General features: G+C 58.7%; 14 protein-coding genes and 1 tRNA gene. 7 read left to right on the top strand and 8 right to left on the bottom strand.

Annotation, left to right across the window (positions count from 1 at the left end; genetic code table 11):
• Positions 1-113: 113 nt before the first annotated feature.
• A complete protein-coding gene (locus KGB24_RS26800; protein WP_008028325.1) occupies positions 114-323 on the top strand; it encodes a hypothetical protein in 210 nt (69 codons plus the stop codon).
• On the opposite strand, the gene KGB24_RS26795 is transcribed toward KGB24_RS26800, so the two are convergent.
• A complete protein-coding gene (locus KGB24_RS26795) occupies positions 320-550 on the bottom strand; it encodes a hypothetical protein (protein WP_008007186.1) in 231 nt (76 codons plus the stop codon). The genes KGB24_RS26800 and KGB24_RS26795 overlap by 4 nt on opposite strands.
• 227 nt (positions 551-777) lie before the next feature.
• On the opposite strand from KGB24_RS26795, the gene KGB24_RS26790 reads away from it, so the two are divergent.
• A tRNA-Asn gene (locus KGB24_RS26790) sits at positions 778-853 on the top strand.
• Between the two features lie 218 nt (positions 854-1,071).
• Here the strand turns inward: KGB24_RS26790 and KGB24_RS26785 are convergent.
• Positions 1,072-2,589 (bottom strand): nucleobase:cation symporter-2 family protein, encoded by a 1,518-nt coding sequence (locus KGB24_RS26785; RefSeq protein ID WP_008028327.1) that lies wholly within the window; start codon positions 2,587-2,589, stop codon positions 1,072-1,074.
• A 256-nt stretch (positions 2,590-2,845) separates the two neighbouring features.
• Between KGB24_RS26785 and KGB24_RS26780 the strand changes: the two genes are divergently transcribed.
• Together KGB24_RS26780 and KGB24_RS26775 are read left to right on the top strand one after the other, a co-directional pair.
• Positions 2,846-3,127 (top strand): BrnT family toxin, encoded by a 282-nt coding sequence (locus KGB24_RS26780; RefSeq protein ID WP_223414608.1) that lies wholly within the window; start codon positions 2,846-2,848, stop codon positions 3,125-3,127.
• A gap of 3 nt (positions 3,128-3,130) precedes the next feature.
• A complete protein-coding gene (locus KGB24_RS26775) occupies positions 3,131-3,463 on the top strand; it encodes a BrnA antitoxin family protein (RefSeq protein ID WP_223414609.1) in 333 nt (110 codons plus the stop codon).
• Position 3,464: 1 nt separating this feature from the next.
• Here KGB24_RS26775 and KGB24_RS26770 read toward each other — a convergent pair whose 3' ends face one another.
• Positions 3,465-4,292, bottom strand: a complete 828-nt coding sequence (locus tag KGB24_RS26770; protein ID WP_008028335.1) for an arylamine N-acetyltransferase family protein — start codon at positions 4,290-4,292, stop codon at positions 3,465-3,467.
• Positions 4,293-4,484: 192 nt separating this feature from the next.
• Here KGB24_RS26770 and KGB24_RS26765 point away from each other — a divergent pair, with 192 nt between their 5' ends.
• Complete coding sequence (locus tag KGB24_RS26765) at positions 4,485-5,072, top strand: GNAT family N-acetyltransferase (RefSeq protein ID WP_008028336.1); 588 nt, start codon at positions 4,485-4,487, stop codon at positions 5,070-5,072.
• A gap of 30 nt (positions 5,073-5,102) precedes the next feature.
• Here KGB24_RS26765 and KGB24_RS26760 read toward each other — a convergent pair whose 3' ends face one another.
• From KGB24_RS26760 to KGB24_RS26750, 3 genes are all read right to left on the bottom strand, one after another.
• Positions 5,103-6,674 carry a GGDEF domain-containing protein gene (locus KGB24_RS26760; protein WP_223414610.1) on the bottom strand — a complete coding sequence of 524 codons (1,572 nt, stop codon included), beginning with the start codon at positions 6,672-6,674 and terminating at the stop codon, positions 5,103-5,105.
• Positions 6,675-6,738: 64 nt separating this feature from the next.
• The gene (locus KGB24_RS26755) at positions 6,739-7,530 is read right to left on the bottom strand and encodes an aldolase (RefSeq protein WP_223414611.1); all 792 of its coding nucleotides are present in this window, start codon (positions 7,528-7,530) and stop codon (positions 6,739-6,741) included.
• 16 nt (positions 7,531-7,546) lie between these two features.
• A complete protein-coding gene (locus KGB24_RS26750; RefSeq protein WP_223414612.1) occupies positions 7,547-8,251 on the bottom strand; it encodes a haloacid dehalogenase type II in 705 nt (234 codons plus the stop codon).
• A gap of 107 nt (positions 8,252-8,358) precedes the next feature.
• Here KGB24_RS26750 and KGB24_RS26745 point away from each other — a divergent pair, with 107 nt between their 5' ends.
• Complete coding sequence (locus KGB24_RS26745) at positions 8,359-9,201, top strand: LysR substrate-binding domain-containing protein (RefSeq protein ID WP_008028343.1); 843 nt, start codon at positions 8,359-8,361, stop codon at positions 9,199-9,201.
• A gap of 90 nt (positions 9,202-9,291) precedes the next feature.
• Here KGB24_RS26745 and KGB24_RS26740 read toward each other — a convergent pair whose 3' ends face one another.
• Together KGB24_RS26740 and KGB24_RS26735 are read right to left on the bottom strand one after the other, a co-directional pair.
• Complete coding sequence (locus KGB24_RS26740; protein WP_223414630.1) at positions 9,292-10,083, bottom strand: lipopolysaccharide biosynthesis protein; 792 nt, start codon at positions 10,081-10,083, stop codon at positions 9,292-9,294.
• A gap of 135 nt (positions 10,084-10,218) precedes the next feature.
• A complete protein-coding gene (locus KGB24_RS26735; RefSeq protein ID WP_223414613.1) occupies positions 10,219-11,964 on the bottom strand; it encodes a murein L,D-transpeptidase in 1,746 nt (581 codons plus the stop codon).
• 81 nt (positions 11,965-12,045) lie between these two features.
• Between KGB24_RS26735 and KGB24_RS26730 the strand changes: the two genes are divergently transcribed.
• A complete protein-coding gene (locus KGB24_RS26730; protein ID WP_223414614.1) occupies positions 12,046-12,750 on the top strand; it encodes a murein L,D-transpeptidase catalytic domain family protein in 705 nt (234 codons plus the stop codon).
• Positions 12,751-12,774 lie beyond the last annotated feature (24 nt).

Here is a 12,774-nt window from a genome sequence, read left to right as displayed (position 1 = left end):
TGCTGGCGATAGCGTCCGTCCAGCCAATAGATAAGTTGACTGATCCACCGATATCGCCGGCAAGCCGGCTCCTACAGTGTTTGTGTACACCACCGAATTCGATGTGAGCCGATATGAAAAACGATGACCTGCGCGCTGAGCGCGATGACCTGGATGACCTGAATGACTTCATCCCCCGCACCCCGGCCAAACGCGGCAACAACCTGGTGCTGCAAGTGGCTGCGGGGGTCTTTCTTGGCGGCCTGGCGCTGTGGCTGGTTCAACTGGGCGCGACACTGCTGTACGCCAAGCTGATGCTCGCCACCATTACGTTCGGCGGTTAAGCCAGTTCGGTCGCGCGTTGGCTGGCTGCATCGTCATAAGCGACGTACAGCGACTCGGCGACCTGGCTTTTGATGGCCTTGGTACTTTCCAGGCCCAGGACAAAACCTTCGGCCTTGCCGCCAGCGCGATTCAATTCGTCAGCGGTGCTGGCCTGAGTGATTGCGTCGAACAGTTTTTCGGCGTGCGGACCGACCCCTTTGGGCAGGCTGATCTGAGCGATGCTCATGCGAACACCTCGTTATGGCGAAGTGTGAGGGTTGGGTGATTCATGGCGCGTACCTTTTCGGCGAATGGCCGGCAGCGCGTGTCACCACTTCCGGGCGGCCATGGTAGACCTCTGGTGCGATTCTGGTAACCGCCAATCGCCGATAAACCGCCGTCCGTCCCGACGAATCGCTCAAATTGCCAACAGGTGCTTGACTTCTCTTTTTGAATCAGTAACATACACGCCATTCCGCGATAGCTCAGTTGGTAGAGCAAGTGACTGTTAATCACTGGGTCCCTGGTTCGAGTCCAGGTCGTGGAGCCAGACAGCAAGATCGAAAAGCCCCTGAATCGAAAGGTTCAGGGGCTTTTTTGTGGGCGCTGGAAAAGATGACTTCAGACCTGTAGGAGCCGGCTTGCCGGCGATGAGGGCCTTGAAGAATGCATCGTTCTTAAGGTCGCCATCGCCGGCAAGCCGGCTCCTACAAGGGTTGCGTGTTAGTCCATCCATGTAAAAGGCGCCCCTGGGGGCGCCTTTTTTATTCAGACATGTTCACTGCTTTTGACATGCACCGCCTTCGGCTCGCCATGCCCATGATCCGTCTCTATCACCGGGATCTCCTTTCCGTCGCAGTCATGCAACTTGCCTTCGCTGAAGTAATCCCCTTCGCGCAACGCTGCCAGATCCTGATAGCGCAGGACTCGCTCAGTACCGGCAGCAAACACCGACTGCTGATCCGAGTTACCGGCAGTGAGGTGGTTGAAGGCCAGGTTCAGCACGATGGCCATGATTGCCGAGGAGCTGATGCCCGAGTGGAAGATCGTGGCGAACCAGCTTGGGAAGTGGTCGTAAAAGTTCGGCGCAGCAATGGGGATCATGCCGAAACCGATGGACGTGGCGACGATGATCAGATTGACGTTGTTGCGGTAGTCGACCTTGGACAGCGTGCGAATTCCGCTGGCCGCCACGGTGCCGAACAGCACGATCCCTGCGCCGCCGAGCACGGAGGTCGGTACCGCGGCGATAACCCGCCCCATGAAGGGCAGCAAGCCGAGGATCACCAGAAACAAGCCGCCGGTGGCCACCACGTAACGGCTCTTGATCCCGGTCACCGCCACCAGCCCGACGTTCTGGGCGAACGCACTCTGGGTGAAAGAACCGAAGATCGGCGCGATCATGCTCGACAGCATGTCGGCGCGCAGACCGTTGCCCAGGCGCTTGGAGTCGACTTTGGTGTCGATGATTTCACCGACCGCGAGGATGTCCGCCGAGGTTTCGACCAGCGTCACCATGACCACGATGCACATCGACAGGATCGCAGCGAAGTGGAAGGTCGGCATGCCGAAGTGAAATGGCGTGGGGAAGCCGAACATCGGGCCCTGGGTGACGGACGAGAAGTCCGCCATGCCGAGGAATACCGCGATGAGCGTGCCGATGACCATGGCCAGCAGAATCGACAGCCGGGAGATGGTCGCGCTGCCGATCTTGCTCAGCAACAACACCAGCACCAGCGTTACCGCCGCCAGGCCGATGTTCGCCATGCTGCCGAAATCCGGCGCATGACTGTTGCCACCCATGGCCCAGCGCGCGGCCACCGGCATCAGCGTCAGGCCGATGGTGGTGATCACAATACCCGTCACCAGCGGCGGGAAGAACTTGGTGATTCGCGAGAACACCGGCGTGATCAGCAAACCGATCAACGACGCGGCAATCACCGCCCCCAGAATCGACTGAAACCCGCCCTCCCCGCCACTGCTGACAATCGCCACCATCGTCGCGACGCCCGAGAAAGACACGCCCTGCACCAGCGGCAACTGACAACCGAAAAACGGTAAACCGAGGGTCTGCAGCAATGTTGCCAAGCCCCCCGCAAACAATGAAGCAGCAATCAACAAACCGATGTCCGCCGGCGAGAGCCCGGCCGCCTGGCCGATGATCAAAGGCACCGCGACGATGCCGCCGTACATGGTCAGAACGTGTTGCAGGCCGTAAGCCATATTCGCGCCGACACCGAGGTTTTCGTCCTCAGGCCGTTGGTGTGAAACATGGGGCGTTTTCATGGTTGGGGGGTTCCCTGGTTTTTGTTATGCGCACACTGTATGCAAGACTCAGGACAAATGTCTATAGAGTTGTATACAAGTCATCAGTCAGATTATGGACATGTGTCCATGCAGTCCTTTCCCTGCGCTGTTTCCCCCTCCAAAAAAACATTTGAAATACATCCTTCCTGCGCCATCTCCCCCGCCCGCTAGTCTTTGGCATTCCAAGCGACCGCCGGCACGGACGCCTCTCGCTTATACATATAAAGTATGCATAATGAAGTCATTCGAGATTCAGTTTCACAAGGCAAAGAACGCAGCTAACAAATTAAAGCACCAAGGGATCAGCCTCGCGGAGACCGAGGCGGTGTTTTATGACGAGAGAGCCCTCTCGCTGGAGGACAACCATCACGATGAACAGCGGTGGATCATCATGGGGCTGGATGCCAAAGGTCGATTGTTGGTCGTTGCGTACACCTGGCGCGAGCCGAATTTCGTTCGAATCATTTCCGCGCGAGCCGCTACCAAAAATGAGCGGCGCCGATATCTGGAGGCTTGAACCATGAAAGACGAATACGATTTCAGTAACGCCAAACGCGGAGCGGTAGCTTCGAACAAAGGCAAAACCCGCATCACCATCATGCTCGACGATGTCGTGTTAGACGCGGCGCGCCTCGCCGCCGAGAGCGAAGGTTTCGGTTATCAGACGGTGATCAACAACACCTTGCGCAAGGCCTTGCTCGGCGATGGAAGCAAGAGCGCAGCGGCCATCCCGAACACCGCTGTTGTAAATGCCGGACATTTCAAAGAAGGGATAACGGCCGCCGAGCTAAAAAGCCTGGAGAAAAAACTATCGGAGGTGCTCAGTGAAATTCATCGTGTGATGAAGCCTTGAGCTACGCCGCCACGATCAACCGCGCAAGCACTTGTTTGAGCGTTGCATGCTCCGGCACCCGAATCCCGAACTCGCGCCCCAGCAATCCGACCAGCTCATCCACATCCGTCACCTGCAGGCGTTCGCTCTCGCCGCCCATCCGGTGAATCGCAAAACTGCCGTTGTTGAGCGTGCGCCGCCAGCCTTCTCCCGTTCGCGCCACCATCAGTTGCCTGGCAAAAGACGATTCAGGGTGGGTCGAGACGTACCAGTTGCCGACGGCGAAATCGATGTCTTCCTGCCGTTGCAGGTCGAAGATGTACATCGCCCGCCACTCACCGGCAACGTTGGCGCGCAAGGTGTAGCCATCGGCATGTTGCTCGATGCGATAGGGTTCGTGGGGCGTGCGCTGTTCGGCCGGGGTATCGAGCAGCAGCGGTGTCGTAGGCACCATGCCACCGAAGCCGACATCGGTGATGTAGCGCACGTCATCCAGGGTGACCAGGCTCAAGCGATGTGTCCGCGCTGTCCACGCACCCTCGGGTTGGCCCATGACCACTCGGCCGGAGATACCACGAGCGTTGAAGCCCAGCGCCTGAAGCAGCGCCAGAAACAGATTGTTGAGTTCGTAGCAGTAACCACCACGACCATCGTGCAGGACTTTTTGCTCGATGGACGGCAGATCGATGAGCACTGGCTCGCCTGACAGCGTGGTGAGGTTTTCAAACGGGAACGCGCCGGTGTGACGCAGTTGCAGTTGACGCAGGGTGTCCAGGGTCGGTGCCGGTGGTGCATCGAAACCCAGGCGTTGCAGGTACAACGCAAGATTGCTCAGGCGTGGCTCGCTCATTGCTCGGTCCTTATGCAGTGGCCGCAGATCTCTGTGCCGATGGCCGCCATGTATAAGGGATAAAACGGTACGACCGACAATTGATTTCGCCAATCGCCACACGACGATTAGCCCTGCCAGTTGCGTCGGCAGTCGGAACTACGGCGTAATAGGCGCTCGACGCCTGCCTGATCTGCCGAGAAAACCGACGCCATGGAAACACCGCTGGAAGGCAACAGAATCTGCCTGCGCCCACTGCAATACGCCGATGCCGATGCGCTGGTACACGCTGCCGAAGATGGCGAACTGTGGAACCTGACTGTCACCGTCGTGCCCTCCCCGATCACGGTGCACAGCTACCTGAAAAAAGCCCTCGACGGCCGGGATGCAGGCACTGTTCTGCCCTACGTCATCGTGCTCAAGGACACCGGCGAGGTCATCGGTTCGACGCGCTTCTGGAAAATCGACCGGCTCAATCGCAAGCTCGAAATCGGCAGCAGCTGGATCTCGGCCCGCTGGCAAAAAACCTTCGTCAACACCGAAGCCAAATACCTGATGCTGCGCCACGCATTCGACGTGCTGGACTGCGTGCGGGTGCAATTCACCACCGACGAGAACAATCAGAAGTCGCGCAACGCAATCCTCAGGCTCGGCGCACAACAGGAAGGCATCGTGCGTCACGAACGGATCATGCCGGACGGACGCAAGCGCAACTCGGTGCGGTTCAGCATCATCGATGATGAATGGCCGATGGTGCGTCAGCGGCTCGAACAAAAACTTGCCGATTACAGCCTTCGCTAATCCGCACAGACCGCTCGCGCCTGAGTCGTCTCAACGATCCGAGCGCATCAACTCCTCGATCCCGCCGTCGATGGACAGCACCGCCGAACGGTTTCGCCCTGAATGCTTGGCCTGATACAAGGCGGCGTCCGCACGCCCGATGAACACTTCGGTGCTGTCCAGCCGCGTGGGTACAAACGAATAGCAGCCCAGGCTGACCGTGACGAAACCGTTGGGCGAACCGCTGTGGCTGATGTTTTTGGCCATGACGGCGCGACGGATATGCTCGGCAATGACCATCGCACCGTGAATATCGGTATCCGGCAGCAACACTGCGAACTCCTCACCACCGTAGCGCACCGCCAGATCGGCTTTTCGATGGCAGCAACTCTTCACTGCCCGCGCCACTTGCGCCAGGCAATGGTCCCCCGCCACGTGGCCATAAGCGTCGTTGTAGCGCTTGAAGTAATCGATATCGAGCATGATCAGGCTCAATGAGCTCGACTGACGGATGCCACGGCCGAACTCAATGTCCAGCGCCTGCTCGAACAGTCGGCGATTGGCCAGGCCGGTCAGGCTGTCGTGGGTCGCGATGAGCTTCAGCGCCTCCTTGGCCTTGCGCAAATCCGCCTCGACCTGCTCGCCGAGGCGAACCTGCCGCACGAACACCCAGCCGAACAACCCAATGCCCAGCACGACAAGGGCAACGATGACGCTGGATCGAAACGCGGTGTCGTACCAACCCTTGAGAATCGAATCCCTGGACGATGCCGCCGACACCACCAGCGGATAAGCGTCGAGCTGTCGGTAGCCATACAACCGCACGGTGCCGTCGACCATCGAACGGAACGTTGCATTGCCGGAGGGCGCGTTGGGCAGCAACGTCTGAAAGATCTCGCCATTGGCCAACGACGAGCCAATCTGCGCTTCGACAAACGGCCGGCGCGCCAGCAATGTCCCGTCGGTCAGCCCCAAAAACATCGAGCCATTGTCATCAAGGCTGAAGCTTTTGAAGAACTGGTCGAAGTAGGACATCTTGATGCCGGCCAGCAACACGCCCTGGAAATGGCCGTTTTTATCGTTGATGCGCTTGGAGACCGGAATGATCCACTCGCCATTCTCACGACTGCGAATGGCCGGCCCGATGTGCGCCACGGACGATACGTTCTGCTGGTGATACATAAAGTATTCGCGGTCCGCCACGCCTCGACCACGAGGCAGATCCGCAAAAGAAGTCACGATCCACTGGCCCTTCTGGTCAAACAGCAAGATCCCGTGCAATTGACTCAGCGTCTGCACCCGCTGGGCGAACGTTTTCTGAAGACGTGGGCGCTGCGGCGGACCGAAGCCGTCGGCCTGAATCCAGTCAACCAGACTGGTCAACACCAGGTCGGCTTTCATGAAGGTGTCTTCGGCCTGCTGCGCCATGGCTCGCGTCAGGTTCGATGACGCCACTTCGGCCACGGCCAGATCGTGCCGGCGCGATTGCTCCAGTTGCAGGTAAAGCAAACCGCACAGGCACAGGCACACCACAGCAATGAACAGCATCGCTGCCTTGCGCAGCGGTAACCGTTTCAAAGCAACGCCAGTGGCGATGTGCGGGTCGTTTTGGAGATTAGGCAAAGCTCATCCTGCAAGGGTAAGGCATGGACGAAGGCCCAAAACCCTTATTTTTTGCGAGCTTAGTCTACGCCGTAGTGAGGGGCAATCGTCCTTTGGACAGTCTGCGCATCGCACTGTGCAAATGCGCCCGCGCGCTTTCGGCATCCCCCAGGCGCATTTGTTCGTAGGCGCGCCGGGCAATCGGCTCGGGCACAGGCTTGAGATCGCGCTGGGTCGCCATCGCCATCAGTTGCACCTGGGCGGCACGCTCGAGGTAATACAGATCATCCCACGCCTCGGCAATGGTCGGTCCGGCGACAATCACACCGTGGTTTTTCAGAAACAGAATGTCGGCATTGCCCATGATACTGGCGATCCGGTCGCCTTCGGATTCATCGAGGGCCAGGCCGTTGTAGTCCTCGTCCACCGCCGTGCGGCCGTAAAATTTCAATGCCGTCTGCCCCAGCCACAACAACGGCGGGCCTTGCAGCAAACATAACGCCGTGGCGTGAGGCATGTGCGTATGGAACGCCACTTTCACCCTTGGCAGCTGTTGGTGCAGGCGGGCGTGAATGTAAAACGCGGTCGCTTCAGGCTGCCCTTCGCCGGCCACGACATTGCCGTGAAAATCGCAAACCAGAAGATTTTCAGCGCTGACTTCTTCGAAGGCATAACCATAGGGGTTCACAAAAAACAGATCATCCCGGCCCGGCACCATCGCGGAAAAGTGGTTGCAGATCCCCTCCTCCAGACCGTGCAGGGCCGCAAGCTGGAAGCACGCTGCCAGTTCCGTACGCGCGGTGATGGCCGCCTGCGAATCCAGATTCAGCTCGGTGTAACGGGTGGGACGGGAACTGCCTGCAAGGGTGTGTGCCATGGCAATGACTCCGGGTTTACCAGCCAAGGGATTTGAACAAGGGCACGACTTGATCCAGCGTGTTTACTGTCGCATCGGGCTGGTAGTCCGGCAGCAATTGCCGACCGGTGCCGCGATCGACCCACACGCAGCGAAAGTGCATGTCCCGCGCGGCGGTGTGGTCCAGCGTAGGGCTGGCGCAGATGTGCACCACTTGTTCACGTGTCACGCCGAGTTGCTCGTGAGCGTAGTCGAACAGTCGCGGATCCGGTTTGTAAGCGCCGGCCTGCTGCGCCGTGATGACCCGATCGATGTGCCCGCCCAGTTGCGCAACGTTGCCGGCGATGATGTCGTCATCGGTGTTGGACACAATGCACAGCTTGAAACCCATCGCCTTGAGCCGGGCGAGGGTCTCGATCACTTCCGGAAACGGCGGCATCCGCGGGATCGCCGCGGCCAGGCGCAGACTGTCTTCGGGGGCACTCGCCAACGCCAGTTCTTCCAGGGCGAGATGCAACCCGCTAGTGCTCAACTCGCGGAACGAGCGATGCGGCGGCATCTGTTCCAGCCGGTGCTCATACCGGTCGTACACCTCGATCAGACGATCGACATCAACGCTGTGATCCCCCTTGTCGCGCAAGATGTCCACCACCACGGCTTTCAAGCCCTCATCCCACTGAATCAACGTGCCGTAGCAATCGAAGGTCAGCCACTCGGGGCGCGGGGTGATTGTGAGTGTCATGTTCGTTTCCTCTGAAGGGTGATCTTCATGTTAAGAGCGATCAGTGATAGTGTGAAATTAAATTAATAACGATCTGTCAGTGACAAATCGAATATCAAGAGGCCGCCATGCTCGATCTCGAATTGCTCAAGACCTTCGTTTGTGTGGCGGACGAAGGCAGCTTCACCCGCGCCGCCGAACGCGTGCACCGGACCCAATCCACCGTAAGCCAACAGGTGCGCAAACTCGAAGAACTGGTCGGGCATGCGCTGCTGTTGCGTGACCGAACCGGGCAGAACATCAGCGTGACCGAGCATGGCGAGATGCTGATTCACTACGCACGGCGCTTGCTGGCCCTGTCCTCGGAGGCGGTGGAAGCCTTGGCCAGCGACCTCGACCTGGAAATCCTGCGCATCGGCGTACCGGAAGATTTCGATGCCCGGCGCATGGCCGTGATCCTTGCCGGCTTCAACCGGGCCAGACCTGAAGCGCGCCTGGAAACCGTCAGCGGCATGAGCACCGATCTCAAGCAAAAACTCGCGGCGGGCACCCTCGATATTGCCCTGGTCAAACGCGAACCGGACAGCGGCCCCTGCTGGGCGGCGTGGCCGGAAACGCTGGTGTGGGTCAAGGGTGTGGGAGTCGACTCCGCCAATGGAGTATTGCCCTTGGCTTTGTTCCCACAGGGCTGCATTTATCGGCAACGGGCGATCCGTCTGCTGGATGTGGCGCAGCGGCCCTGGCGCGTTGCGTTCGGCAGCCACAGCCTGACGGGTATTCAGGCGGCGGTGGCCTCCGGGCTGGGCGTGTCGGTGCTGCCCGCTTCGGCGGTGCTGCCCGAGCACCGCGTGTGCAGCGATCTGCCCGAACTGCCGCCGACCGAGTTGGCGCTGATCAGCCGCGAGGGCGCGTTGACCGGGTTGCAGCGAGCCTTGGTGGCGTTTTTGCAGGAAGAGCTGGGCAAGGCATGAGCATGAGGAATGGGCGCGCAATGAACGCCCATTCGTGCGCGAAACCCGGCCTCAAGGCGTAAGCCTCATTCATGAATGCATGGACAATCCTCAGAGCATCCTGTCGACTTCATCCAACGTCACCCGAGGAATAAGTTCGACAGGAATCCTGGAGGAACCGGACAAGTTGTAAACCTGAAAATCATCATTCACGACGTACTTCGACAGGATCTTGAACGAGGGCAGAATTCTCGTAAAAAAATGCTGATCGAGCATGCACGGTGACGCGTCGGCATCGTCTTCTTCATAAAAACGCCGCACTGACTGATTCAAGTCGACACCCACCAGAAACACCTTGTTAAAACCTGCGTGGTAGGCAATTTGCAGCGCCAGATAGGCCACCGTGCGCGCATCAAAAAAGCCGCGCTTGAGGTTCTTGCTGAACCCCAGGGTTCTGTTGCGACCGTTTCCAAGCCTGCGACTTCTGATGAGTTCCTTATCACCCCTGAAGACCAGGTCACTCCAGGAAAGCTTGGGCGCCTTGGTCAGCAGGTACAGGTCCCCTTCGGGCATGACGGCCGAACGCCGGATGTGCTCTTCCCACACGGCAACCCGCTCACTGAGGTGCATCCCCGCCGCCAGCAATTCAGGCTGCTCCCGGTAAAAGGCAATGTCGGTGCAAGCATAAAAGAACGGCTTGATAGCGGTACCGATGAACTTCGAGATGGCCCCGTTCATCGTGATCATCGGAATGTCTGCGTAGTTCTCCAGCGGAAAATCCTTGGCGGTTGCCCCCGAGGCAATGATGAACACCGACCCTTTTTGAATGTTGCGGCACTCATCGAGGTCATGCACATGAGGCAAACCTGCAATGGGTACCGAATTTTCTGGCGCAACATCCATCTTCACTGTCCCTGTTCCTTTGGGTCTTTTTCATTGTGGTAGTTTTCAACCATGGCGCAAACCGCGTCGCTGCAGCCGCTGCGGATTGGCCTCGCCGAATGAACAGGAACCGCCCTCTACAACTGTCGCGCCCTGCTACTCGCCAGTGCTTTTTTGCCCGGCCGCCAGCGCAGGCGGTCCTGCCTGCTGCCATTGCGGAGCAGGCAGTTCCGAACGCAGATTCAATCCCCGCAGAACCGCAGAGTCGTACCCGTAGACATCGGGCTTGAACATCACACGACCATCATTACTCAGGTCCACCGTCCAGTAAGCCAACAGCACCGGCACCTTGACGGGAAGCCGGATGTTTTCGGTCTTGCCGTTGGCCAACTGCGCCTGGATCCCGGCGCTGTTCCAATGCACTGGATCGTTGAACAACAGCTCCACCAACTGCAGCGGGTTCTCGACCCTGATGCAGCCTGAGCTGGTGGCGCGGCGAGATTGAGCAAACAACTCGCGATGCGGCGTGTCGTGCAGATAAATCGCGTATTCATTGGGAAACCGGATCACGACCTGGCCCAGCGAGTTGTCCGGCCCGGCATCCTGTCGCAGCGTAACGCCGCGCGGGTTGGACCAATCGACCGTCGATGGGTCGAGCAAGTTCCCTTCACGGTCAATGGGCTTGATTCGGTTGGCAGCAAGGTAGCCGGGATTTTTCTGAATCTTGGGCAGCATGTCCTTGACCAGAATGGTCGGGGGCACGGTCCAGGTAGGGTTGAACGTGACGTAGGTAATCTCTGACTGGAACACCGGCGTACTGCGAAACGGTTTGCCGACTTGCACACGAGAACGCCAAATCGGCTTGCCGTCGCGGTAGAGCGCAACTTTGTAACCAGCTATGTCAACGATGACAAAAGTGCCCTGAAGTTTGTACAGCAACCAACGCGCACGCTCCATGTTCACCCGAACCTGGTCGATCCGCGCCTCAACCGACACATTCAACGCTGCGAGCGTCGCCGCCCCGGCCACACCGTCCGCGCCCAGGTATTGTTCGGCTTGATACTTTTTGACCGCCGCAGTGACGACAGCGTCGTAGTCGCTACGTGGTTTCAACTGTGGGGCCAGATAACCACCGGCCGCCAAACGGGCTCGCAGCTGCGCGACCGCAGGTTCGTCCATACCTGGCTTGAGCGACTTGTCTTCGGCAACCTTCGGCCAGCCACCTGCATCCCGGACCTTGCGCAGTTGCGCCAAACCCATGCGCAAGCTGCCATAAACCGCTTCTTGCGGTGGCGCTTGAGCAAATGCCCGGGCGACGTCATGGCTGTCGAGGGCGGCGAAGAAGGTGTTCACGTCTTCACGCGGATCGACGCCGACCGGGTCGAAATTCCAATGAATGTCCAGGCGCGAAGGGTCGACCTTGCCGCGCCGCAATTGCAGGAGTGCGGCGATGAACGTCCGGGTGGCGACGATATCGAAACTCGCCCGCTGCGCCGGGGTTTGCATCGACGCTCGTGCCTTGGCCAATTCATCAATATGAAAATCTGCCGGTTCCAGACCATCCGCTTGCGTGTTGCCCAGGCTTTCCAGCAACTGGGTGATATCACTGTCTTGTGTCCACGCTGCGCGATAGCTGCGATGCATATAAAAATCCATGACCACACGGTTAACGTCTACCCGTTGATGCCTGGGGGATGTGAGCAACGGCGGAAACGCCGAGGCCAACGGCGCCAGCATGCTCTGAATCGCCTGACCGACGATGTCATCCGCTGCAGCCTCACTGACGTTGATAGCTGGAGATGACTGCTCGATCGGCGAAGTTTGCGCAATCGCTGCACCGCTGATCAGAAAGCCCATAAAAAACACACGGCTTATGACGAATAACCTTGTTAACTGCCCCATGGATAATCCTTAATCTCCCGCATTCACCGGCTAGCCGCGCTCTCGCTGCTAGACTCGAAACAATCATGATGAGACACGCATATGGCGCTAGACCGCTTCGGCTTCCTAATTACGGCCCTGCTGCTGAGTTCAACGTCAGTCACGGCAGCCTACGCCGACTCACTTGAAGCCGCTTTGGTCAAAGCCGCTCCAGACGCTAACGCCAAGGTGATTGCACTGGCCGTACGTGCCTCTCAATGCAGCTTGGCCCAAGGTGCCGCGCCTGTCCAAAGACTTGCCGTCATCGATTACTCCCTGCCCTCCACCGAACAACGCCTTTGGGTGTTTGACCTTAAACAGCGCAAGTTGCTGTTTCACGAACTGGTTGCCCACGGTCGCAACAGCGGCGAGAACATGGCGGTCAAGTTTTCCAATCAAAACGAAAGCTTCGCCACCAGCCTGGGCTTGTATCGCACGCAGTCAAGTTATGTCGGGCAAAACGGCTATTCGTTGCGCATGGAAGGACTCGAACCGGGCTTCAACGACAACGCCTTTGACCGGGCGATCGTCATTCATGGCGCGCCTTATGTCAGCCCGGTGCTTGCACGGGCAAACGGGCGGATTGGCCGCAGCCTCGGTTGCCCGGCGGTACGGCCGGCGATTGCGCACAAGCTGATTGACTCGATGAAAGACGGGCAACTGTTGTTTTCGTACTACCCGGATCAGCGCTGGCTTAAAAAGTCTTTGTATATCAATTGCGGTAGCGGGACGGTGGCATCGACCTCCAAGCCTTCCACCAACCGTTGAACACCACGTTGAAACTGTCAAAAC

The organism is Pseudomonas sp. BF-RE-25 (genome assembly GCF_019956105.1).
GTDB lineage: Bacteria > Pseudomonadota > Gammaproteobacteria > Pseudomonadales > Pseudomonadaceae > Aquipseudomonas > Aquipseudomonas migulae.
Note: the sequence above shows the minus strand (reverse complement) of the source record. Positions and strands in the feature narration are given on the sequence as shown.

Excerpts from the sequence above, each read along its gene's own strand:
- KGB24_RS26745 (WP_008028343.1), top strand. The coding sequence starts at position 8,359 with ATGCTCGATCTCGAATTGCTCAAGACCTTCGTTTGTGTGGCGGACGAA.
- KGB24_RS26785 (WP_008028327.1), bottom strand. The coding sequence starts at position 2,589 with ATGAAAACGCCCCATGTTTCACACCAACGGCCTGAGGACGAAAACCTC.
- KGB24_RS26750 (WP_223414612.1), bottom strand. The coding sequence starts at position 8,251 with ATGACACTCACAATCACCCCGCGCCCCGAGTGGCTGACCTTCGATTGC.
- KGB24_RS26740 (WP_223414630.1), bottom strand. The coding sequence starts at position 10,083 with ATGGATGTTGCGCCAGAAAATTCGGTACCCATTGCAGGTTTGCCTCAT.
- KGB24_RS26800 (WP_008028325.1), top strand. The coding sequence starts at position 114 with ATGAAAAACGATGACCTGCGCGCTGAGCGCGATGACCTGGATGACCTG.
- KGB24_RS26780 (WP_223414608.1), top strand. The coding sequence starts at position 2,846 with ATGAAGTCATTCGAGATTCAGTTTCACAAGGCAAAGAACGCAGCTAAC.
- KGB24_RS26755 (WP_223414611.1), bottom strand. The coding sequence starts at position 7,530 with ATGGCACACACCCTTGCAGGCAGTTCCCGTCCCACCCGTTACACCGAG.
- KGB24_RS26735 (WP_223414613.1), bottom strand. The coding sequence starts at position 11,964 with ATGGGGCAGTTAACAAGGTTATTCGTCATAAGCCGTGTGTTTTTTATG.
- KGB24_RS26775 (WP_223414609.1), top strand. The coding sequence starts at position 3,131 with ATGAAAGACGAATACGATTTCAGTAACGCCAAACGCGGAGCGGTAGCT.
- KGB24_RS26765 (WP_008028336.1), top strand. The coding sequence starts at position 4,485 with ATGGAAACACCGCTGGAAGGCAACAGAATCTGCCTGCGCCCACTGCAA.
- KGB24_RS26795 (WP_008007186.1), bottom strand. The coding sequence starts at position 550 with ATGAGCATCGCTCAGATCAGCCTGCCCAAAGGGGTCGGTCCGCACGCC.
- KGB24_RS26730 (WP_223414614.1), top strand. The coding sequence starts at position 12,046 with ATGGCGCTAGACCGCTTCGGCTTCCTAATTACGGCCCTGCTGCTGAGT.
- KGB24_RS26770 (WP_008028335.1), bottom strand. The coding sequence starts at position 4,292 with ATGAGCGAGCCACGCCTGAGCAATCTTGCGTTGTACCTGCAACGCCTG.